Origin of the sequence: Novosphingobium subterraneum, from assembly GCF_000807925.1 — a bacterium.
GTDB lineage: Bacteria > Pseudomonadota > Alphaproteobacteria > Sphingomonadales > Sphingomonadaceae > Novosphingobium > Novosphingobium subterraneum.
On the sequence record NZ_JRVC01000008.1, the window covers coordinates 56,352 to 76,923 of the forward strand.

Annotated in this window: 23 protein-coding genes; 21 read left to right on the forward strand and 2 right to left on the reverse strand. The window is 60.1% G+C overall.

Annotation, left to right across the window (positions count from 1 at the left end; genetic code table 11):
* Positions 1-46 precede the first annotated feature (46 nt).
* From mdlC to NJ75_RS09615, 3 genes are read left to right on the forward strand one after another with little or no spacing between them, the layout of a single operon-like run.
* The gene (gene mdlC, locus NJ75_RS09605) at positions 47-1,603 is read left to right on the forward strand and encodes a benzoylformate decarboxylase (protein WP_039333855.1); all 1,557 of its coding nucleotides are present in this window, start codon (positions 47-49) and stop codon (positions 1,601-1,603) included.
* Entirely contained in the window at positions 1,552-2,943 is a 1,392-nt protein-coding gene (locus NJ75_RS09610) for an aromatic ring-hydroxylating oxygenase subunit alpha (protein WP_236727111.1), read from the forward strand. The genes mdlC and NJ75_RS09610 overlap by 52 nt, the downstream gene beginning before the upstream one ends.
* On the forward strand, positions 2,940-3,440 hold the full coding sequence (locus NJ75_RS09615) for an aromatic-ring-hydroxylating dioxygenase subunit beta (protein WP_052242279.1): 501 nt from the start codon (positions 2,940-2,942) through the stop codon (positions 3,438-3,440). The genes NJ75_RS09610 and NJ75_RS09615 overlap by 4 nt, the downstream gene beginning before the upstream one ends.
* Here the strand turns inward: NJ75_RS09615 and ald are convergent, their stop codons facing one another.
* Positions 3,441-4,556 carry an alanine dehydrogenase gene (ald, locus tag NJ75_RS09620; RefSeq protein WP_039333859.1) on the reverse strand — a complete coding sequence of 372 codons (1,116 nt, stop codon included), beginning with the start codon at positions 4,554-4,556 and terminating at the stop codon, positions 3,441-3,443. It abuts the gene before it with no gap.
* A 141-nt stretch (positions 4,557-4,697) separates the two neighbouring features.
* On the opposite strand from ald, the gene NJ75_RS09625 reads away from it, so the two are divergent.
* Positions 4,698-5,183, forward strand: a complete 486-nt coding sequence (locus NJ75_RS09625; RefSeq protein ID WP_039333860.1) for an Lrp/AsnC family transcriptional regulator — start codon at positions 4,698-4,700, stop codon at positions 5,181-5,183.
* Here NJ75_RS09625 and NJ75_RS09630 read toward each other — a convergent pair.
* A complete protein-coding gene (locus NJ75_RS09630) occupies positions 5,161-5,844 on the reverse strand; it encodes a TetR/AcrR family transcriptional regulator (protein ID WP_052242280.1) in 684 nt (227 codons plus the stop codon). The two genes, NJ75_RS09625 and NJ75_RS09630, sit on opposite strands and share 23 nt — an antisense overlap.
* A gap of 358 nt (positions 5,845-6,202) precedes the next feature.
* Here NJ75_RS09630 and NJ75_RS09635 point away from each other — a divergent pair, with 358 nt between their 5' ends.
* The 17 genes from NJ75_RS09635 (at position 6,203) to NJ75_RS09715 (ending at position 20,545) form a co-directional block, all read left to right on the forward strand.
* Positions 6,203-7,180, forward strand: a complete 978-nt coding sequence (locus NJ75_RS09635; RefSeq protein WP_236727112.1) for an amine dehydrogenase large subunit — start codon at positions 6,203-6,205, stop codon at positions 7,178-7,180.
* A 1-nt stretch (position 7,181) separates the two neighbouring features.
* Positions 7,182-7,667 (forward strand): MauE/DoxX family redox-associated membrane protein, encoded by a 486-nt coding sequence (locus tag NJ75_RS23295; RefSeq protein ID WP_052242282.1) that lies wholly within the window; start codon positions 7,182-7,184, stop codon positions 7,665-7,667.
* On the forward strand, positions 7,667-8,254 hold the full coding sequence (locus NJ75_RS09645) for a thioredoxin fold domain-containing protein (RefSeq protein ID WP_174544573.1): 588 nt from the start codon (positions 7,667-7,669) through the stop codon (positions 8,252-8,254). Before NJ75_RS23295 ends, NJ75_RS09645 begins: the two co-directional genes overlap by 1 nt.
* A gap of 3 nt (positions 8,255-8,257) precedes the next feature.
* The gene (locus NJ75_RS09650; RefSeq protein WP_039333863.1) at positions 8,258-8,815 is read left to right on the forward strand and encodes a methylamine dehydrogenase light chain; all 558 of its coding nucleotides are present in this window, start codon (positions 8,258-8,260) and stop codon (positions 8,813-8,815) included.
* On the forward strand, positions 8,812-9,270 hold the full coding sequence (locus tag NJ75_RS09655; RefSeq protein ID WP_039333864.1) for a c-type cytochrome: 459 nt from the start codon (positions 8,812-8,814) through the stop codon (positions 9,268-9,270). Before NJ75_RS09650 ends, NJ75_RS09655 begins: the two co-directional genes overlap by 4 nt.
* Complete coding sequence (locus tag NJ75_RS09660; RefSeq protein WP_039333865.1) at positions 9,267-9,740, forward strand: hypothetical protein; 474 nt, start codon at positions 9,267-9,269, stop codon at positions 9,738-9,740. The genes NJ75_RS09655 and NJ75_RS09660 overlap by 4 nt, the downstream gene beginning before the upstream one ends.
* A gap of 17 nt (positions 9,741-9,757) precedes the next feature.
* A complete protein-coding gene (locus NJ75_RS09665; RefSeq protein WP_052242284.1) occupies positions 9,758-11,965 on the forward strand; it encodes a TonB-dependent receptor in 2,208 nt (735 codons plus the stop codon).
* A 42-nt stretch (positions 11,966-12,007) separates the two neighbouring features.
* The gene (locus tag NJ75_RS09670) at positions 12,008-13,411 is read left to right on the forward strand and encodes an aldehyde dehydrogenase family protein (RefSeq protein WP_039333867.1); all 1,404 of its coding nucleotides are present in this window, start codon (positions 12,008-12,010) and stop codon (positions 13,409-13,411) included.
* On the forward strand, positions 13,408-15,042 hold the full coding sequence (locus tag NJ75_RS09675; RefSeq protein WP_039333869.1) for an AMP-binding protein: 1,635 nt from the start codon (positions 13,408-13,410) through the stop codon (positions 15,040-15,042). Before NJ75_RS09670 ends, NJ75_RS09675 begins: the two co-directional genes overlap by 4 nt.
* A gap of 534 nt (positions 15,043-15,576) precedes the next feature.
* A complete protein-coding gene (locus NJ75_RS09680; RefSeq protein ID WP_039333870.1) occupies positions 15,577-16,191 on the forward strand; it encodes a hypothetical protein in 615 nt (204 codons plus the stop codon).
* Between the two features lie 75 nt (positions 16,192-16,266).
* Positions 16,267-16,866 (forward strand): hypothetical protein, encoded by a 600-nt coding sequence (locus NJ75_RS09685; RefSeq protein WP_039333872.1) that lies wholly within the window; start codon positions 16,267-16,269, stop codon positions 16,864-16,866.
* A gap of 31 nt (positions 16,867-16,897) precedes the next feature.
* Positions 16,898-17,419, forward strand: a complete 522-nt coding sequence (locus NJ75_RS09690; protein ID WP_039333874.1) for a hypothetical protein — start codon at positions 16,898-16,900, stop codon at positions 17,417-17,419.
* A gap of 39 nt (positions 17,420-17,458) precedes the next feature.
* Positions 17,459-18,049 (forward strand): hypothetical protein, encoded by a 591-nt coding sequence (locus tag NJ75_RS09695; protein WP_039333876.1) that lies wholly within the window; start codon positions 17,459-17,461, stop codon positions 18,047-18,049.
* Positions 18,050-18,055: 6 nt separating this feature from the next.
* On the forward strand, positions 18,056-18,610 hold the full coding sequence (locus NJ75_RS09700) for a hypothetical protein (RefSeq protein WP_039333878.1): 555 nt from the start codon (positions 18,056-18,058) through the stop codon (positions 18,608-18,610).
* A gap of 3 nt (positions 18,611-18,613) precedes the next feature.
* Positions 18,614-19,207, forward strand: coding sequence for a hypothetical protein (locus NJ75_RS09705; protein ID WP_039333880.1), 594 nt, complete (start codon positions 18,614-18,616; stop codon positions 19,205-19,207).
* The gene (locus NJ75_RS09710; RefSeq protein WP_039333882.1) at positions 19,207-19,764 is read left to right on the forward strand and encodes a hypothetical protein; all 558 of its coding nucleotides are present in this window, start codon (positions 19,207-19,209) and stop codon (positions 19,762-19,764) included. The genes NJ75_RS09705 and NJ75_RS09710 overlap by 1 nt, the downstream gene beginning before the upstream one ends.
* Positions 19,765-19,795: 31 nt before the next feature.
* The gene (locus tag NJ75_RS09715; RefSeq protein WP_236727113.1) at positions 19,796-20,545 is read left to right on the forward strand and encodes a fimbria/pilus periplasmic chaperone; all 750 of its coding nucleotides are present in this window, start codon (positions 19,796-19,798) and stop codon (positions 20,543-20,545) included.
* Positions 20,546-20,572 lie beyond the last annotated feature (27 nt).

Sequence of the window (20,572 nt, forward strand, 5' to 3'; positions counted from 1 at the left end):
CCAATGACGCACCATGCTTTGCACCGGGTGAACCTAGAGGAGCGAGATGCCGACAGTTCGAGAAATTTCGCTAGAGGTGATGCGCGAAGTTGGGATGACGACGGTTTTCGGAAATCCGGGCTCTACCGAATTGCCGATGTTCCGGGATTTTCCGGCAGACTTTCGATATGTGATGGGGCTGCAGGAAAGCATCGTTCTCGGCATGGCCGATGGATATGCACAAGGAACGGGCCGCGCGGCGCTCGTCAATCTCCATAGCTCAGCCGGGGTCGGGCATGCTTTGGGAAACCTGTTTACCGCGTACAAGAACCAGACGCCGCTGGTGGTGACGGCTGGGCAGCAGGCTCGGTCCATACTGCCATATGAGCCATTCCTGTTCGCAGAGCGCGCCAGCGAGTTTCCTCGGCCATTCGTGAAATGGTCGTGCGAGCCGGCGCGCGCGGAAGATGTTCCTGCAGCCCTTCACCGCGCTTGGCTGGTGGCGATGGAGCCACCCCGAGGCCCCACGTTCGTTTCGATCCCGATCGACGACTGGGATCGCGAGTGCGAGCCATTTGTATTACGCAAAGTCCATCCCGCCCGCGCTCCGGACAGCATTGCACTGGCCGAATGCGCCAATGCCCTAGCACGTTCCGATCGCCCTGCGTTCGTTGTCGGAGCAGGTGTTGCGCGCGACGGGGTGTGGGATGAGGTCGTCGCGCTGGCCGAAAGGCACAATGCCGCGGTCTGGGTTGCGCCGATGTCCGCACGGTGCAGCTTTCCCGAAAATCATCCGCTCTTCGCCGGCTTTCTCACGGCGGCCCGCGAAGCCATCGTTTCTGCACTTGCTCCATATGACTTCGTTCTGGCCCTCGGCGGACCCATGAATCTGTATCATGTCGAGGGAGGCGGGCTCCATGTTCCCGAAAGCTGTGAAGTCTGGCTGATCGGCGATAATCATGTGCACGCAGCATGGGCGCCAGCGGGAACGGCAATAGTTGGCAATTGCAGAGATGCGATTGTCTCGCTGCTTGCCGAAGGCGGCGTCGCGCAGCGAACGGCACCCATGTCGCGACTGCACCCTGAACCGCTCGATGGTGCGGTCATGTCGGACGCGTTCGTCCTGCAACGACTTGCGGCCTTGCGTGATCCGCACAGCATTATCGTTGAGGAGGCTCCGTCAAGTCGTGGCGCAATGCATGATCGCTTGCCGATCGTGCACAAGGATACCTTCTACACCACGGCCAGCGGCGGTTTGGGGCATGGCCTACCGGCCGCAGTGGGAATGGCGATGGCGCGTCCTGAAGAGAAGGTGGTTGCCGTACTTGGGGATGGCTCTGCCATGTATGCAATCCAGGGCTTACACGCAGCGGTGCAGCATGGGCTTCCAGTCAGCTTCATCATAATCAAGAACAACCGCTATGAAGCGTTACACCATTTCGGGCATCACTTCGGAATGCAGGAGCTCGTCGGGACCAAGTTTCCGGAACTCGATTTCTGCAAGATTGCCGAAGGCCATGGCTTGACGGCGCGGAGGGCTGTTGACGCAGCCTCGCTTGATGCCGCGCTTTCATGGTCGCTGGCTTCGAAGGATCCCACGCTTGTCGAAGCAATTGTGGCATGACGCTGCGTCTTACAGACCTCATTGACGACAGACCTGATGAAGGCGTGTTCCGCGTGAGCCGTGCGATCTTCGCCGATCAACGCGTTTTCGACGCCGAGATCCGGCGATTGTTCGAGGGCGGCTGGATATTCCTCGGACTGGAAAGCCAGGCGAGCGGGGCACACGACTTTTTCACGACTTTCGCCGGGCGGGTGCCGGTCCTCGTCCAGCGAGATGGTGGGGGCATCCTGCGAGGCTTCATAAACTCCTGTCCTCACAAGGGAGCGCGCCTGGCGCAGGTGCGACAGGGCAACGCGCGCCTGCACGTCTGTCCTTACCACAGCTGGTCGTTCGACAGCGCGGGCAGGAACAAGGCGGTGAAATGGAAGGCGGCCGGGTGCTATTCGGAGGCCTTCGATCAGGACAATCACGGGCTCGTGCCTTTGGCGCAGTTTTCCTCCTATCGCGGTTTCCTGTTTGGTAGTCTGGCGGCAGACGTCCCGCCTCTGGTGGAATACCTTGGCGAGGCCGCCAAGTTGCTCGATCTCGTTGCCGACCAGAGCGCCGATGGCTTGGAGCTTGTACCCGGTCAGGTCACCTTTACCTTCGAGGCCAACTGGAAATTGCAATTGGAGAACTGTTCGGACGCTTATCACTTCACCTCTGCTCACCCGTCCTACATCCGAGTTCTCGAGCAGCGGCAGAAGGAGTTGAGCGCGGACGTCGTCGCTTCGGTCTGGGAAAACAGCGATTACTGGAAGGAGGATACGAAAGGTATCGGCGGTGGCAGTTTCAGCTTCGCCAACGGGCACGTGCTGAACTGGGGCGTGTTTGGCGTGACGCCGGCCATACCCCTGTATGAACGGGCGGAAGCGCTTGCTGCGCAACATGGCGAGGCTAGGCGTGACTGGATGTTCAACATGCGCAACCTCACCATCTTTCCGAACCTACAGATTGCGGAGAATGCTTCAAGCCAGCTGCGCGTGATACGTCCGCTCGGGCCGGGCTTAACGGAAATGCGAACGTGGTGCATCGCGCCGAAAGGGGAGAGCGATGCCGCCAGGCGTCAACGCATTCGCCAGTACGAGGATTTCTTCAATCCCACCGGCATGGCCACGCCCGACGACACGGTATCGTACGAGAACTGCCAGATCGGCTTTGCTGCAGAAATCGAACCTTGGCTACAGGGTTACGCACGAGGGATGACGGCGTCCGCCATAGGGGGAAATCGCTTCTCGGACAGAATTGATCTCTACCCGGAACGCAGTGTTCTGGCTGATTCCCAGCTTTGCGACGAGACGCTGTATCACAGCTACTACCGTGCGTGGGCAAAGCGCATGAGCGCGGAGTTTGCGGAATGACGCCAGCGATGACGCGAGAGCAAGCCGAAGAACTCCTTTATCTGGAGGCCCTGCTGATCGATACCGGTCGCTTCGACGAATGGATCGACCTGTTTACTGCAGACGTGGAATTCTGGATGCCCGCGTGGCGTGATGAAGTGACGCTTACCGATGACCCGGATCGAGAGTTGTCGCTGATCTACTACAGGGGGCGCCGCAACCTTGAGGATCGAGTCATGCGGCTTACGTCCGGTCTGTCTACCGCTTCTTCGCCTTTGCCGCGCGTGGTTCACCAGGTGACGAACGTTCTGTTGACTGACGCAGGGGACGGATATGCCGAAGTGTGCGCAGCATTTAACTGCCACCGCCATGACGTGCGCATGAACCGGTCGGACTGCTTTTTTGGCCGATACGAGTACCGTCTGGTCATCTCCGACGGGCGGTGGCGGATCGCACGCAAGAAGATCACTCTTCTCAACGACACGATCCCTACCGTGGTTGATATCAACGCCGTCTGATCAGGCGAGGACCTCTCCAACCGGAACGAAGTCGTACCCGAGTTCACGGGCAACGGCTTGATATGTAACCTTGCCTTCGTGAACGTTGAGACCCTCGGCGAGATTGGGGTCGGCCTTCAACGCTGCCATCCAGCCCATGTTCGCAATGCGCAGCGCGTGGGGCAGGGTGACGTTGTTCAGGGCATAAGTGCTGGTGCGTGCCACAGCGCCAGGCATGTTCGCCACGCAATAGTGAACGACGCCATCGACGATGTATGTCGGCTCGGCATGAGTTGTCGCCTTCGAGGTCTCGAAGCACCCGCCTTGATCGATGGCAACGTCCACCAGAACGGCGCCTGGCTTCATGGTCGACAGCATGTCGCGCGTAACGAGCTTCGGCGCGGCTGCTCCGGGGATGAGCACTGCGCCGATGACCAGATCGGCATCGGCAATGAGAGAGGCAAGCGCAGCCTTGCCTGAATAAAGCGTGCGGGCGCGGCCTTCGAAGTGGTTGTCGAGGCGCTCGAGCACGTCCGGGTCACGATCAAGGATCGTTACGTCCGCGCCAAGCCCAACGGCCATTTGCGCCGCGTTGAAGCCGACGACGCCACCGCCGATCACGACGACCTTTCCGGGCAATACGCCGGGTACGCCACCGAGGAGCACGCCGCGTCCGCCATGTGCCTTTTCAAGAGCCGTCGCGCCCGCCTGAATTGCCATGCGGCCTGCAACCTGGCTCATCGGCTTGAGAAGAGGCAGGGTGTTGCCCGTGCCCGTAACCGTCTCGTAGGCGATGGCCGTGACGCCGGACTTTACCAGATCGGCAGTCTGCTCGGGATCCGGAGCGAGGTGGAGATAGGTGTAGAGGATCTGGCCCTTGCGGAGCATTGCCCGCTCGACCGCCTGCGGTTCCTTGACCTTCACGATCATCTCGCAGCCGTCGAAGACGATCTTGGCGTCAGCTTTGATCATCGCACCGGCGGCTTCGTAGTCCGCATCACTGGCCCCAATGCCGTTCCCAGCGCCGGTCTCCACCCACACCTCGTGTCCGTGTGCGGCCAATTCCCGAACGCTTTCCGGCGTCAGGCCGACGCGATATTCGTGATTCTTGATTTCCTTGACGGTGCCGACGCGCATTGAATCGCTCCCAGAAGCAGGTCTATTCAGTGCGGGCAGAGTATCGCGATATGGCCGGCAGTTTTTGCCTAATTTTCGCGTTGAACAGCTTCGTGGTGGTGATATTCTTCGCATAATCGGAGATCAATGGGATATTGTCCTTTGGACCGTGCAGACCTCGCCCTGCTTGAAGCCTTGCAAAACGACTCGTCCTTGTCCGTGTCCGACCTTGCGGAGAAGGTCGCTCTGTCCTCTTCCGCCTGCCATCGTCGCATCAAGGCGCTGGAGCAGAGCGGCGTCATTGCGCGGTATGGCGCAGTATTGGATCCACGTGCACTTGGCCTGTCGGTCGAGGTATTCGTGGAGATCACGCTGACTAGCCAGAGCCGCGAGGCGATGGACCGCTTCGAAAGGTCAGTTTGCGATTTCGACGAAATTCTCGAATGTCATTTGATGTCCGGTGCAGCGGACTACATTCTGCGCGTGGCGGCAAAGGATCTGGAGCAATACGACTGGGTGCACCGCGAGTGCCTTGCTCGCCTGCCCGGTGTTTCTGCGATGAGATCCAGCTTTTCCTTGCGCCGGATAAAGCAGATGCGGGGCTATCCCGTCAGGATTGGCGCAATCAGGAGTGGCCAAGCCCCTTGATTTCGCTTTCGCTTATCGTCTTGACCAGCAGTACAAACGAACGCGCTGCAATACGTTCGATCTGCGGCATCCGGCGTTCGAACGGCTTGCCGTGCCCAGCGAAGATGGTCATTCCCTCCATCGATCCCGAAATGAAGAGAGCCACCGTTTCCCGGCTCGCCTCATCCAGATCGGGACGCATTTCGGCGATGATCTCGAGAAGGGGGGCGCGAGCCCAGACGTAGAGTTCCTGAACGCGTTCCAGAACGAACGTGTCGTGGTTCGACAGCGCCCAAAGTTCCGGAAAGAAATTGGTTGTCTTCTTCGATCGGATGTCGTCCAGGATGAGATTGCAAATCCGGCATAGCCGCTCCTCTGCCGGTACTCCCGGCATGTGCACGATCTCGACAAACTCGAGTTCGTAACTGCGGATCACGGCTTCGAGCAGCTCCCGAACCAGGTCTTCCCGGCTTCTATAATGGTACGTCAGGTTGCCGAACTTCATACCGCTGGCAGCTGCGACTCGGCGCATCGACATAGCCCGATATCCCTCTTCAATCAGGATGGATAGCGCCGTGCGGAGAATGTGTTCGCGAGTTTCATTACCTTTGACGTAGCCGCCTTCTCGCTCCGGCATGACCATGTCCGTCACGTACTTCGGCGCATCATCAGCCTGATTCATCACAATAACCCTTCAACTCAATTCTAACATATCGCCACTTCGGACCCCTGTCACAAAGGATATTTAGGTCACTTGACAGATTTGTTGCTCCTCTGAGACTATGGTTCGCAGCCGATGAGCGGGCTCGGCGGACAAGGGGAGTGCCGGCATGAGAATTGTTGGATTGACCATGGCTTTTACCCTGGCAGCCAGTGTTGCAGCGGGTGCTGCTGCTAACCCCGTAAAAGCCACTTCCCGGTTTCCCGAGCCGCTACCTGAAGAGCCCATTCCTTCGGTCAGAGGCCTGCCAACAGCTTGGCCAGCAGCATGGGTGCTTATCCACGATTTCCATTTCAGCTCGATCGTTGATGGTCGGGTCATGCTCGTGGACACCTCGTCCGAAGACCAGCCCCTGAAAGGCATCGTGCGCGCTGCGCAGTTCGCGAACATGCTCGTCTCCCCTCGGCGCGGAGAGGTCTTGACTGCAGAGACCTTTTACTCGCGCTTGACGCGTGGCGATCGGACAGATGCGATTACCATCTGGGACATGGCCACGCTTCAGCCGAAAGGTGAAATTGTGTTGCCGGGCGGCAAGCGCCAGCAGTCGGTCACCTATCCGCAGCTGTTCCAGTTCACCAATGCGGACAAGTGGGCACTTGTCGCAAATTTCACACCTGCTCAGTCAGTTAGCGTTGTCGATCTCGACTCGCGTAAAGTCCTGGCGGAAGTCGATCTCCCTGGCTGCGCGCAGGTTTATCCCACTGGTGAGCGCGGGTTCTCAAGCTTCTGTGCGGATGGTTCAATCTTGAGCGTGACGCTTGGCGCTGATGGACAGGCCGTGTCGTCGAGGACGCTCGAGAAGGTTCAGGATATCGACAATCAGCCGCTGTTCAGCACCCCGGCATGGGTCGGGCGCACAGCATGGTTTGTCAGCTACCGTGGACAGATCAAGGCTTTCGATTTTTCGGGGGATGTTGCGCGCGCGCTCGGCGGATCCTTCAACGTCGGGACCGCAGACGGTGGCGCGCCGGAATGGCGGCCGGGCGGCTGGCAAGTGATCGCAGCCGATGGCGCAGGCAAGCTGTTTGTCCTGATGAGTCCCAATGGCCGCGAGGGAAGCCATAAGGATGGCGGGACGGAAGTCTGGGTTGTCGATACGGCGTCCAAGGCACGCGTGGCTCGCATTCCCCTGCGCGCAGTGGCATCGGCAATTGCGCTGACAAGGGAAAGCAAGCCGCAACTTGTTGTCGCTCGCGGTGACGGGGTCATCGATATTCACGATGCAGCCACCGGCTCATTCGTGCGCTCCCTCGGCACTGCAGGTGGCGCAAATCCCATCTTGATCACGGCGCCCTGATATGGCCCCGGTCATTATCTTTCTCGCCATGCTGCTTGCCGGATCAGCCGTGCACAAGGCAGTCTCTCATCGGCGTCTGGCCATTGCCGCAGCACGATTGGTCGGCATGCCGTCGCAGGGTCAACTGTTTCTCATCATCGCCGGCACGCTGGAAGTAGCAGCCGCTGTTTGCCTGTTGGTTGCACCGCTTCAGAAGACCGGTGCGATATTGGGACTGGTCGTATGGTTGGCTTATGCCGCAGCCCTGCTGGCACATCGCGGACAGAGTCTCGACTGCGGTTGCGATCTTGTCGGTCGCGAGAGGCCAGTTGGCTGGCTGACTATCGCTCGTCCCACAGCGCTCGCCATGCTTGTCGCTATCGCTTCCACCCTGCCGGCGGCATCGATCGGAGTTGACGCTCCATTTGCTGCCGCCGGCCTTTTGGCGCTCTATCTCGCTGCTTCGGAACTGCTGGCCATTCCCCTTCCACGCTGGAGGAAATCGTGATGTTGACGTCCCAGATTCTCTTGTGGACCGCTGTGGTCGTGCAGGCTTTGTTGATCGCGGCCCTCGCTCGCCAGGTTGGCATCCTTCACGAACGCATTGCCCCTGCTGGCGCGTTGACGCTGCACCAAAAGGTAGAGGTCGGAGAAGTCGCCAGTCTGATGACCGTCACCACGATCGAGGGCGCAACCATCGAGATTGGTGGCAAGCGGGAAGGGCGCAGCCAATTGCTGTTCTTTGCCTCGCCTGACTGCCCAGTTTGCAAGACCTTGCTACCAGTTGTGCGATCGGCGGCGAGCGCCGAAGCCGATTGGCTTGATGTCGTAATCGCTGGAGATGGAACCAAGGCTGAATACCTGCGGCTCCGCGGCACGCATGGTCTCGAGCGTGTTCCCATTGTCCTTTCCGAAGCGGTCGGCAGGGCATTCGGTGTCTCCAAACTGCCTTATGCGGTCCTGCTGGACGAAAATGGCCGCGTTGCCTCGCTCGGTCTCGTCAACAGCCGCGAGCATCTGGAAAGCCTGTTCGAGGCGAAGGAGCGCGGTGTTGCCTCGATCCAGGAATTTCTCGCACGCCGAAAGGAGGCCTGATCAATGGCTGGCTTCGACAAGTGGACTGAGCGCCTGACCCGCAGCATTGCACGGGGAACATCGCGGCGCAGCACTCTCGCCTGGCTGGGAGCGACGATTACCGGTGCGGCAGTGTTTCCGGTCCTGCCCGTTGCCCGGGCGGCAAGCGGATCATCGCATGCCGATGGCGGCAAGCACGCTCCCATCTCATCCGGCAATCCGCAGGATCCGGGCGATCAGTCTTCGTGCGATTACTGGCGCTACTGCGCGATCGACGGGTTCTTGTGCTCGTGCTGCGGCGGTACTGTCAGCTCCTGCCCTCCCGGCACCGAAATGTCGCCGATTACGTGGATCGGCACGTGCACCAACCCGGCCGACAACCGCGCCTACGTGATCAGCTACAACGATTGCTGCGGCATTTCCTCGTGCGGACAGTGCCTGTGCAACCGTAACGAAGGGGACCGTCCACAAGTCCGCCCGCAATCGAACAACGACTACAATTGGTGCTTGGGCACGGAAAGCAGCATCTACAACTGCTCGACCGCAGTGATCGTCGGCGTAGCGTTGGACGCACCGAAATGAGAGCGCTGGTCGGTCTGATCCCGGTCATGGTGATGGCGGCAGTGGCGCTGCCTGCCACTGCCGCCCCCGATGGCGCGGCAGTGTTCCAGCGCTGCGCTGCGTGCCACACCAAGACTGGTGCGGGCGTGCCGGGTGCCTACCCTCCGCTCGGGGCGGATTTTCGGGCCTTGGCAACCAAGCCGGCAGGGCGCCGCTATCTTGCGCTTGCAGTGCTGCGCGGTCTGTCAGGCCCGATCACGGTTGAGGGAAAACCCTATCGCGGTGTCATGCCCGCTCAAGTGCTGGACGATGCTGCGGTGGCCGCGGTGTTAAACCATATTGGTACGCAGGTCGCAAAGACCGGGCCGAAATTCACGCCGTACAGCGATAGGGAGGTTGCTGCCCATCGCGATTCCGGCGCTTCGCTCTCTGCAGCGGATGTCGCAAGGCTTCATTCGGGAGCCGGCGGGAAATGAAGCGCCTGGCGCTCGCTCTGGTTGCCGTCCTCGCTGCGCTGGCAGCGGGGGCCGGCGTCGAGGCGGGCGAGCCGGTAATGCGTGGCGTCAGCAATCCACAGCAGGCTCGGATCGATTACATACTGAAGTGCCAGGGGTGCCATCGCCCCGATGGCGGCGGCGATGATCGCTCCAATCCGCCGATGAAGAATGTTGTCGCCCGATTTCTACAGGTCCCCGGCGGGCGAGAATTTCTCGGTAGGGTGCCGGGTGTCTCGACCGTCGATCTCGATGACGTGCGTCTGGCAAACCTCCTGAACTGGACACTCTACACTTACGACCCGGCGCACATGCCGGCCGATTTCAGACCATACACGGCTCAGGAAATCGGCAGCCTGCGGCGCCACCCCCTGAGACTGGAAAGAGCGCCGATGAGGGCGCGGCTTGTCGCAGGGTTCGAGCAGGAAAGAACACAAACGCAGTCACCCTGAACTTGGGAGCAAAGACAATGAGGGAACGTCTTTTCCGTGGGATCGCGCTGGCTGGGGTAGCCGCAACATGCGTTCTCGTCGCGACACCGGCTCTTGCCCAGGATGCCAAGACCGAAGAAGCAGCACCAGCGGGGGAGATCGTCGTCACGGCGACAAAGCGGGCCGAAAGCCTGCAGTCCGTTCCGATCTCCGTTTCAGCGATCGGCGGCGACACGCTCTCCAAATCACGGGTTGTAAATGTTGACAGCCTCGTCACCAAGGTTGCCAATCTGCAGCTGACATCGATCGTGGGCGACAATACGCCAATCTTCTCGCTGCGTGGCGTTTCGATGTCGGACTACAGCCTCAATCAGGCAAGCCCCGTCGCGACCTATTATGACGAAGTCTACAAGGGGAACTTCGCCTTTCTAGGCGTGGCCATGTATGATCTCGAACGGGTCGAAGTCCTGCGTGGCCCCCAGGGCACGCTTTATGGCAAGAACACCACGGGCGGCGCGGTCAATATCATTGCCAATAACGCCAAGCTTGGCGAAACCAGCGGTTACTTCAATGCAGGCTATGGGAATTACAACCGCGTCGACCTGAACGGCGCAGTCAACGTGCCGCTGGGGGAAAAGGCGGCGCTGCGCGTTGCCGGGACCTATGCCAAGGCCGATGGCTGGTTCAAGAACGTGGTGCCGGGAAAGCCGGACCTTGCCTCGACTGACGAGTACGCGATCAGGGCCACCTTGAATGTCGAGGCGAGCGAGACGGTCCGGTTTGTCCTGCGCGCATCGACCAGTTTCCAGAACCCTTACAATTACGGAATCTATGCGCAGCCCGAAGCAGCGAACCGTCCTGGCCTTGGCAAGCGGGAGATCGCTTCGAACATCGATGCCAAGCGCCGGGCGCGTACCTATTCGGTGGCACTGACCAGCACGTTCGACATATCCGATACGCTGACCGTCACGAGCATCACCGCCTGGGACAAGGGTAGCCTGTTCTTCTACGAAGATACCGATGGCACGGCCAGTGAATTGCTGGAGATTCCCTACAACGACCGTGCGACCCAGTTCGCCCAGGATCTGCGCCTGACCAGCGACTTCGGTGGCCCATTCGAATTCATCCTTGGCGGCTATTTCCACCGCGAGAAGGTGTTCAACGAAACGACCTTCGAGATCGGCAAGGATATAGACTCTGACGGCGTCCCGGGAATCACCGCAGATGACTGTGCGGTGGGCCTTCCGCTCGCGTGCCTCTTCCGCAATCGCTTCGATCAGTTGAAGAAGAGCTATGCGATCTATTCCGATGTCAAATACGAGCTGACAGAATCCGTCACGATGCGGGGTGGCCTGCGCTACACCCACGATACCGGCGTCCAGAGCGGTTTCCGGTCAGATGCACTTGGCGTTGATGGCACATTGATCGCCAATCTGATCCCGCTGTCCTCGCTGCGCTATTCGCAGGACAACCTCTCGGGCAAGATTGGCCTCGATTACAAGCTGGCCGACGGCAACCTTGTCTATGCAAGCATCAGCCGGGGCTATCGTGCGCCGAGTTTCAACGCTCAGGCCTTCTTTGATCCGTCCGAGTTGTCGATCGCCAAGCCGGAGCAGGTCACGTCCTACGAGGTGGGAGCCAAGACACAATTCGCTGACCGCAAGGTCACGCTCAATGTCGCTGGCTTCTATTACGATTATCGCAACCAGCAGTTCATCAATGTCGATCCGGCGTCGGCTGCACAGACACTGCTCAACATTCCCAAATCCCGTATCTATGGCGGTGAGGCCGAGCTGACCATCCGTGCGAGCGACCGGCTGACTTTCCATGGCGGCATGGGCCTGCTGGCGACCAAGATTCAGCGTGGCAGCGTGAGCGGCGTGAACGTGGCAGGCAACCGCCTTTCAAATGCGCCGACGCTGACCTTCAACGCGACCATCGACCTGACGGTTTTCGACGGCGGAATGGGCAAGCTCTCGCTGCATCCTGACGTCGCATACCAATCGAGCCAGTTCTTCGAAGTCCTCAATGTTCCCCGCTTGCGCCAGTCCTCCTACGCTCTGGTCGGCGGGCACATCGACTGGGAAAGCGCGGACGGGCGGTTCAATGCCTCGATCTGGGGTAAGAACTTGACCGACAAGTTCTACTTCACCTCTCGGGTTGATCTGCTGGCAGGCTTCGGGTTCGACTACAACCACATCGGCAACCCTCGCATGTACGGGGTCACGGTGGGCGCAAAATTCTGACATTCTGACATTGCAAGGCGGCAAAGCCGCCAGGAGAGGACCATGGCTGACTACAAGCTGCTGATCGGCGGCAACCTCGTCGATGGCGAACTGACGATGGATGTGATCAATCCCGCAACCGGCGAGCCGTTCTGTACGGTTCCCCGGGCCTCTGCCGCTCAGGCAGATGCGGCTATCGCAGCAGCCAAGATGGCCGTCCCCTCTTGGTCAGCCGTGCCTTGGGCCGACCGGCAGGCAAAGCTCCTTGAGCTTGCGGACGCAATTGCTGCTCGCAAGGACGAACTGGCTCGGACCTTGACCATGGAACAAGGCAAGCCGCTTGCCGAGGCCATGGGCGAACTGGCCATGACCGATGGCTATCTGCGCCATTATGCCACGCTGGAGCTGCCCGATCGTGTCATCCAGGACGATGAATCGGGTTACATCGCGGTCAAGCACCGTCCGTTGGGCGTGGTGGTCGGAATTATCGCCTGGAACTTTCCGCTGCTCGTCGCCTGCTGGAAGATTGGTCCTGCGGTTCTGGCGGGCAATGCCATTGTGCTCAAGCCCGCGCCGACAACGCCGGTCTGTGCGCTGATCCTTGGCGAGATCTGCCGGGACGTATTCCCCGCTGGCGTGGTCAATATCATTACAGATGCCAATGACCTCGGACCGCACCTGACAGCTCATCCGGACGTCGCCAAGGTCGGCTTCACCGGTTCTACGGCCACTGGCAAGCGCATCGCTGCAAGCGGTGCCGATACGTTGAAGCGCGTTACACTGGAGCTGGGCGGTAACGACCCTGCTATTGTACTGGAAGATGTGGATGTTCGCGAGACGGCGCAGGCGATCTTCGGCAACGCCTTCTTCAACAACGGGCAGGTCTGCCTTGCCGTGAAGCGCGCCTACGTCCACGCTGACATATATGACGCCATGTGCGAGGAACTCGCCCGCCTTGCCGAAGCTGCCGTCGTGGACGACGGGCTGCAGCAAGGCACCCAGATCGGGCCGATCCAGAACGCGATGCAGTTCGAGAAGATCAAGGATTTCATCGCGGCGGCACGAGCCGATGGCACGATCGTTGCGGGCGGCGAAGTGATGGAGCGTGCGGGGTACTTTATCCGCCCTACCATCGTCCGTGACGTGACCGACGGTGACAGGATTGTCGATGAAGAGCAGTTTGGCCCCATTCTTCCAGTAATCGAATTCAATGATGTCGAAGATGTGATCGCACGCGCCAACGCATCGGACTACGGTCTTGGCGGTTCGGTATGGTCAAAGGATGTAGCGCGTGCGGCGGACATTGCTTCGCGGATCGAAAGCGGGCAGGTGTGGGTCAATCAGCACATCGCGATTGGCCCCCACATTCCGATGGCCGGTTTCAAGTCCAGTGGCCTTGGCGTGGAACAATCGGTCGAGGGCCTTGCCGAATACACACAGACCCAAGTGGTGAATATCAAACGATGACGCATTTTTCCTACACCAAGGGCGCCACGGAAGAGCCGCTCCTGGAAAAGACGATCGGACAGGCGTTGCGCGACGCGGCGCAAGCATGGGGAGGGGAACTGGCTCTCGTCTCTCGCCATCAACGCATTCGCTGGACGTGGGCGGAATTGGACATCGAGGTCGATCGGGTTGCCACCGGCCTGCTCGATCGTGGGGTGGCAAAGGGCGACCGCGTCGGCATCTGGGCACCCAATTGCGCTGAATGGACCGTGCTGCAGTTTGCCACGGCCCGGATTGGCGCGATTCTGGTCACTATCAATCCTGCCTACCGCACCAGCGAGGTGGAATATGCGCTGAACAAGGTCGGCTGTACCTTTCTCGTCACCGCAGCCAGCTTCAAGACCAGCGACTACATTGCGATGCTGCGCGAACTGGGACACGCCAAGTTGCCGATGCTGCGCGGCATGGTTGCTCTTGGTGATGCGGTACATGATGGCTTCGAACCGTGGGACGCCTTGCGCGCCGAACCTGATCATGGTCGGCTAACGGCCGTAGACGCCACGCTTAGTCAGAACGATCCGATCAATATCCAGTTCACCAGCGGCACGACCGGCTTCCCCAAGGGCGCAACGCTCACCCATCGCAACATCCTAAACAATGGCTACTTTACGGCGCGGACAATCAAGCTCGGGGTGAGCGACCGCATCTGCATTCCGGTCCCGCTGTATCACTGCTTTGGTATGGTCTTGGGCAACCTCGCCGCCTTGGCGAGTGGCGCGGCCATGGTCTATCCCGGTGAGGCATACGATCCCAAGACGGCGCTTGAGGCGGTGCAGGCTGAAGGTTGCACTGCGCTGTACGGCGTCCCCACGATGTTCATCACCATCCTCGCACAGCCCGACCTCGATGATTACGACGTCAGCACATTGCGTACCGGAATCATGGCGGGCTCGCCTTGTCCGGTTACCACGATGCGCCAGGTCATGGATCGCCTCAACATGACGGAGGTCACGATTGGTTATGGCATGACCGAGACCAGTCCGCTGACCACGCAGACGGCTACCGACGATCCAATTGAGGAGCGCGTTGGCACCGTCGGCCGCGTCCATCCCCATGCCGAGGCCAAGATCGTGGGGCTCGATGGCGAGGTCCTTCCGATTGGCGAACAGGGCGAGTATTGTTCGCGCGGTTATGCCGTCATGCTTGGTTACTGGGATGATCCTGCCAAGACTGCCGAAGCCATCGATGCTGACGGCTGGATGCATTCCGGCGATCTGGCTACCATGGACGAGAATGGATACATCCGGATTACCGGCCGTATAAAGGACATGATCATCCGCGGTGGTGAAAACATCTACCCGCGCGAGATCGAGGAGTTCCTGCTCACCCACCCGGGCGTTCAAGACGCGCAAGTGTTTGGTGTTGCGGACGAGAAGTTTGGCGAGGAAGTCTGCGCGTGGGTCATCGCCCGGGCAGGGGAAGACCTCGGCCCGGATGATGTGCTGGCGCACTGCAAGGGGCGCATCGCGCACTACAAGGTCCCCAGTCACATCCGCATAGTCGAGGCTTTCGCCATGACCGTGACTGGCAAGGCCCAGAAATTCGAGATGCGGAAGATGATGGAGGCAGAGCTTCAGTCATCTCGCCGGTAGACGCTGCGAATCGGAAGCGAACAGGTGCAAATTCTCTGAGATTTTGATTGATTCTTGTCATTCCTAACGGATCGGCGTCTGCCGGTAATTAACTATATTCTTTAATATTATCAGTTTCTTCGCTCTTCTGAGTGTAGATAAGCTCTCGGCGAGTGGCGGTAAAAAATCACCAAGATACGAAAACAAAAGGAATTTTCGGTTTTACCAGCTGTTCCCTGTTTCAAGCGACGGGGCCAGGTGAAGCCTGTTTACTCTATTTTTTAATTCTCCAGATGCGACGCATCTGGGGCAAATTCTGTCGGATTTGGATGCATCGTGAGTCACGGCAGGCGTTGTGTCGAGCGTAAAAGGTTACCTGCAAGTTAACCAATTCAGGCGCATTGCCACCGAAGACGAACACTGAAGCCAATTTCATCCGCTTGGAGATGTCGACCTACATTTCCAAGGTTGAAGAATTGCGCCCGTAAAAGGGCAAGTGTTTCCATCGCAAGGCAAGCGCGCCGAGTTGCCGTAAGGCAGCAGGGAGCAGTGCGCATGTTGATGCACAAGATCAGGATCGGCTTGACGGCGATTGCGGCCACGTGCCCGTCTGCCGTTCTGGCACAGTCAACCATCGCGGGGCCGACGGCATACGCCGGTGGTACTCCCGTGTCGCTGACCCTACCTGTCACCGCATCTGTTGGTGGCCGGTGCGGCTTCGCTATTGGCGGTGCACCATCCGGCAGCTTCGATGCCGGGCAAATTGACCAGTCAGGTTGGTCCAATCAGTTTCCCTTTACATTGAATTGCAATGGCGCCGCGCGCGTTGCTGTCACGTCCGCAAACGGTGGATTGCGCAGCGGTACTCAACCCTCGGAGCCAGGATATACGGGGATCGCCCCCTATCTGGTGACACTCAACCTGGTTGGCACCGGAGGTGGCAGCGTGACCGATCAGTGCGAGGCAGCCACCCTTTCCATCACGGCGGGCACGCCTTGCTCGTTCATAGGACCTGCCACGCAAAGCCAAGGGCTTCGTGTCGCTCCCAGTTCCCAGAACCTTGCTGGTGCCTACCTCCAGATAAGCGCCCCGGCATACGCGGGCCCGTCCGTTCTGGTTCAGGGGACCTACTCTGACACCCTGACCGTGACGGTTTCCGCCGCTTTGTAACCTGACGATTCCAGCCGGGCTTGTCCCGGCACCAATTCACGCCGCCTTTGGCGGCAGACTGAAAGGCCGATTGCCATGAAGACCGTGCTGTCCTTGCTCGCCGCAACTACCGCAATTGCAATCACAACCGCTTCCGCACAGGCGCAGACGGTGACGACTGGCACGGTCAATGTCACTGGCAGCGTCCTGGGAAGGTGCTCCGTTGTTGCACCGGGCGGCTCGGCGACCCAGGCCTTCACCGGCACGATCGCGCTAGGCGCGCTGGACGCCTCGGACGGCACCTTGGCGACCGGGTTCACCACCACCACCAGTGCAGCCTCGGGCGGAACCCCGGTCGCCACGCGCGTGGTTTGCACTTCGGCCAGCGTCTCTCTTGCGATAGTGGCTGACCGTCTCAGCACAGCTGCCGCCGCCGTTTCGGGCTACTCCAACGAGATTGACTATACCGCCGAAATGCAGGTCGCGCTCGCGGCCGGCGGAAATGGCACCGTGACATACAGCACCGCCACCGGCGCCACCGCAGCCAATTCAGCGACTGTTGGCCGTCTCGCAGCTTCGGGGAACAACATAGCCGTCAAGGCCTATGGCTTCTCGACCAGAGGTGGCGCGTCGAACCTGCTCGTCGCCGGCAATTACACCTCCACCATCACCGTAAACATCCAACCCGTGGCCTGAATTGATCGAGCCTTTTTCCAGGAGAAATGAAATGCGTAAGATCCTTCTCGCGGCGACCGCCGCAGCAACCCTCTCGGCAATGCCTGCTTCTGGTCAAAGCGTTACCGGCACTGTCAACATCACCGGTTCCGTAACCGCCAAGTGCAAGTTCGTGACGTCCTCGCAGGACCTGCCGCTGGGCGAACTGGCTGACGCAGACGGCGGCCTCGACACCAGCAAGGTTGATGGTCAGACCCGCACGCTCACGGGTTGGTGCAACAATTCTGCAGCCACCCTCTCTGTCAAGGCGACCGCGTTGACCGGAGACCAGCCGGTCACGTCCGGTGCCGAGGCTGCATTCACCGACACTGTCAATTACACTGCTTCGGTCTCGGCAAACGGCAAGAGCTTCTCTGACATCAGCACCGATGCGGTCGCCAGCACTGCCGCCAACGTCGACATGTTCTCCGGCAACATCGCCGTCACGCTGGGCGCGTCCACGGCCGCAAGCAAGAAGCTCGTCGCTGGTGCCTACACGGGCAAGGTCGAGGTCTTCCTCTCACCCACCGTCTGATCTGCATTGCGCGTGAAAAGTTCATCCAGGAGCACGACGATGAAATCCGCACTGTTCAAGTCCAGCCTGCTTTTGCTGCCTCTATATGGGATGGCTGCGCCTGCGTCTGCGCAGGAAACGGCTTCCGACACAGCGTCGGGTCAGGTCGCTGTGACGGGCTCCGTCGCACGGTTGTGCATCCTGGGTGAACCTTCGCGCGCGGTAGTCGATCTTGGCCAGATGGTGCAGACTTCTGGTACATCCGTCGGACGGATTGCCGCGCTCGCCACGCAGTCGGTCTCGCTACCCGGAAGCTTCTGCAACTTTGCCGGCTCGGTGCTCGGTGTAAGGGCGACCGCATTGCTTGGCGATTCAACAATTGCGCCGCCGCCCGGATTTTCCCGTGCCGTGAACTACACGGCCACCGCAACCGGATGGGGCAATAGCGGTACTGCTGCGACAACCAATGCTGCGGCCGACGGGGCCTCTCCCGATTCTGCCGCGACGGGAAGCACGCAGCCCAGCCCGAAACTTGGTGACATCGAAGTCGCGCTGTCTTCGTTCTCGGCGCCTCAGAACGCTCTGCTCGTTGCGGGAAACTACAGCGGCCTAGTCACTGTAACCCTCGGTCCCGTACCGGTAACGGAGTAAGCGGCCATGAACAGGCTTAAGCTTTTCACAGCTATCTCTTCCGTTGTCGTTTCGGCTCCGGTCCAAGCCCAGAGTACCAGTGACTCGGCAGACTTCGCGGTTGTCGGAACTGTTCCGGCAATCTGTGTCGGTGGCTCGGTGACGGAAGCCGGTGGCGTTTTCGACCTGGGCATTCTCGTCGATACGACCACAGGTCTCCTCCGCTCCGATCTCAGTGCACCTTCCCAGGTGCTGGCGGGGAGCTTCTGTTCGTCACGCAGTTCGATCGCGGTTACTGCCACGCCCGTAGTTGCGCAGACATTCACGGCCACTGCGCCGACGGGATTCTCACGCAGCGTTGATTTTACGGCGACGGCGGCAGGCTGGACGACAGTTCCAGCCAGCTTCAGCACCGCTTCGGCAAGCAACCCTGCAGCGATCCAGCAACGGACGACGGCCTTCAGCGGACCGATCACCGTGGGAATAGCTGACTTCGCGACCACCGGTGGAAGCGGCCTGCGCCTCGTTGCCGACACCTCCTATCGCGGCACGGTTACCGTGACGCTGACGCCGGAAAGCTGAAGCATGGCGCGCTGTTCCATCATGTTCGCCATCGCGGTCTTGCCGCTGGGCACGATTCCGGCCGCCGCGCAGGAGACGGCGAGCGCTCGGGGGCTCCCGGTCACCGGTTCTGCGCCGCAGGTTTGCACGCTTGCTGGCGGCGAACTGCGGGCAGGTCAGCTCGTCAACTTCAATGGCATTTCGGGTGACACTCTGCAGGTAACGCAACTGCTGGATCAGCAGACGCTCGCTGCCCGCCCGGCGAGCGCCACCGTGTCATTCTCGGCCGTCTGCAACTATCCGCATCAGATCCGCATCCAGTCCGAAAATAATGGTTTGTGGCCCACCGATGGACGGCAAGCCACCGATGCACCGGGATTTGCGACGGCCTTGCCTTATGATGCCAACCTCACCTGGGGTAATTCTTCCGGTCAAATCCAGATGGATGCCCGCATTCGCAGCAATCGCGAGGAGCGTATCGACGTTGACCAGGCGACAGCGGGAATTGTCACCTTGCGCCTTGCCATTCTCGCCGGAGCATCCAATGGCGGCGTGAATGCGCCCGTACTTGCCGGAGTTTATGGCGATACGCTGCGCATTACGCTGGAGCCGAAATAATGCGCTTCATGCTCATAACCGCGGCCCTCGCGCTTGGCGTCTCAGCCAATGCCCAAGAGGCGGATCGCGCAGCTCGAGTGCTGGAACTCAGTGCGACTGCAGGTTCGGCCTGTGTAATCAGCACCCCCAGAGCAAAAGCCGTAACTAACGCCAACTTCCAGGCGACGGGTGACGGCAATGCCACGGTTGGGTTGACGCGCCTGGTTGATCCCAACACCGCTCTGCCGAGGGGGGCCAGTTTCGAGCTCGAAATTCCAGCCACCTGCAATGCCTCGCACCGGGTAACCGCAGCGTCGGGCAGGGGCGGGTTGGGCAGGATCGGAGCCGCCGGCACGCAGGCGCAGGGCTTCGCGGATCTGTTGCCCTACACGCTGCGCCTCGACTGGGCCGGGGCCAGTCAGGAGCGAAGCAGCAACGCAGGCATGCTGACCTTGGCGGTGGCGAATGGCGCGACGGGCAATCTCGCTCTTCTGGTCAACACGCCCGATGGCGGCACGCCGCTGATTGCCGGCGACTACGACGACACGATCGTCATTCAGCTGCAGCCAACTGATTGAATCTATTGCCTGCGGGCAGGGGGAACTTCACGTGAAATCGAATGTCTCGTTTATGTCTGCTGCTGCCGTTTCGCTGCTGCTGCCGGCTGCCTCGACCATGGCGATGACGGTGCAGCCAGTCGTGATCGATCTCAAGACATCGGGACGTGACATGTCGCAGGTCATCACGGTCGAGAACACGTTCGCCAGCCCGCTGCCGGTCGAGCTGACTGTTCAGGAACTCCGCCTGACCGAGACCGGCGTTTCGCCGACCGGCAAGGACCCCGGAGACCTTCTCGTATTCCCCCCGCAAGCTCTTATTGAGCCGGGCCAGACGCAAACCTTCCGCGTCCAATACGTTGGCGACCCTGCTCTGGCTGGCAGCAGGCACTACTACGTCACGGTCGCACAGCTGCCGGTAAAGTTGCCCGAAGGCCAATCTGCAATTCAGATACTCTACAATTTTCAGGTCCTCGCCAGCGTTGCGCCTGCCGGTGTTAAGCCGAAGCTGGAAGTCACAAGCGCCGAAGTTGGCAAGGATGGCGCTGGCAAGCCGGTGGCGGTCGTGACCGTTGGAAATGCTTCAGCCGTCCACGGTTACTTGAGCGGTAGCAAATTGCGCATTGTTGAAAAGGATGCCGCAGGAAAAGAGCAATTCAGGCGCACGCTTTCCGGTCCTGAAATCCAGCAGACAATCGGCTTCGGCCTCGTGGGCGGCAACCAGACCCGCAAGGTGACCATTCCTGTCGAATTGCCGCTCGCCGTTGGCACGGTTGAAGCGACGATCACACCGGAGGGCTAAGCTCATGCAGGGGCGGTCGCGGCAGAT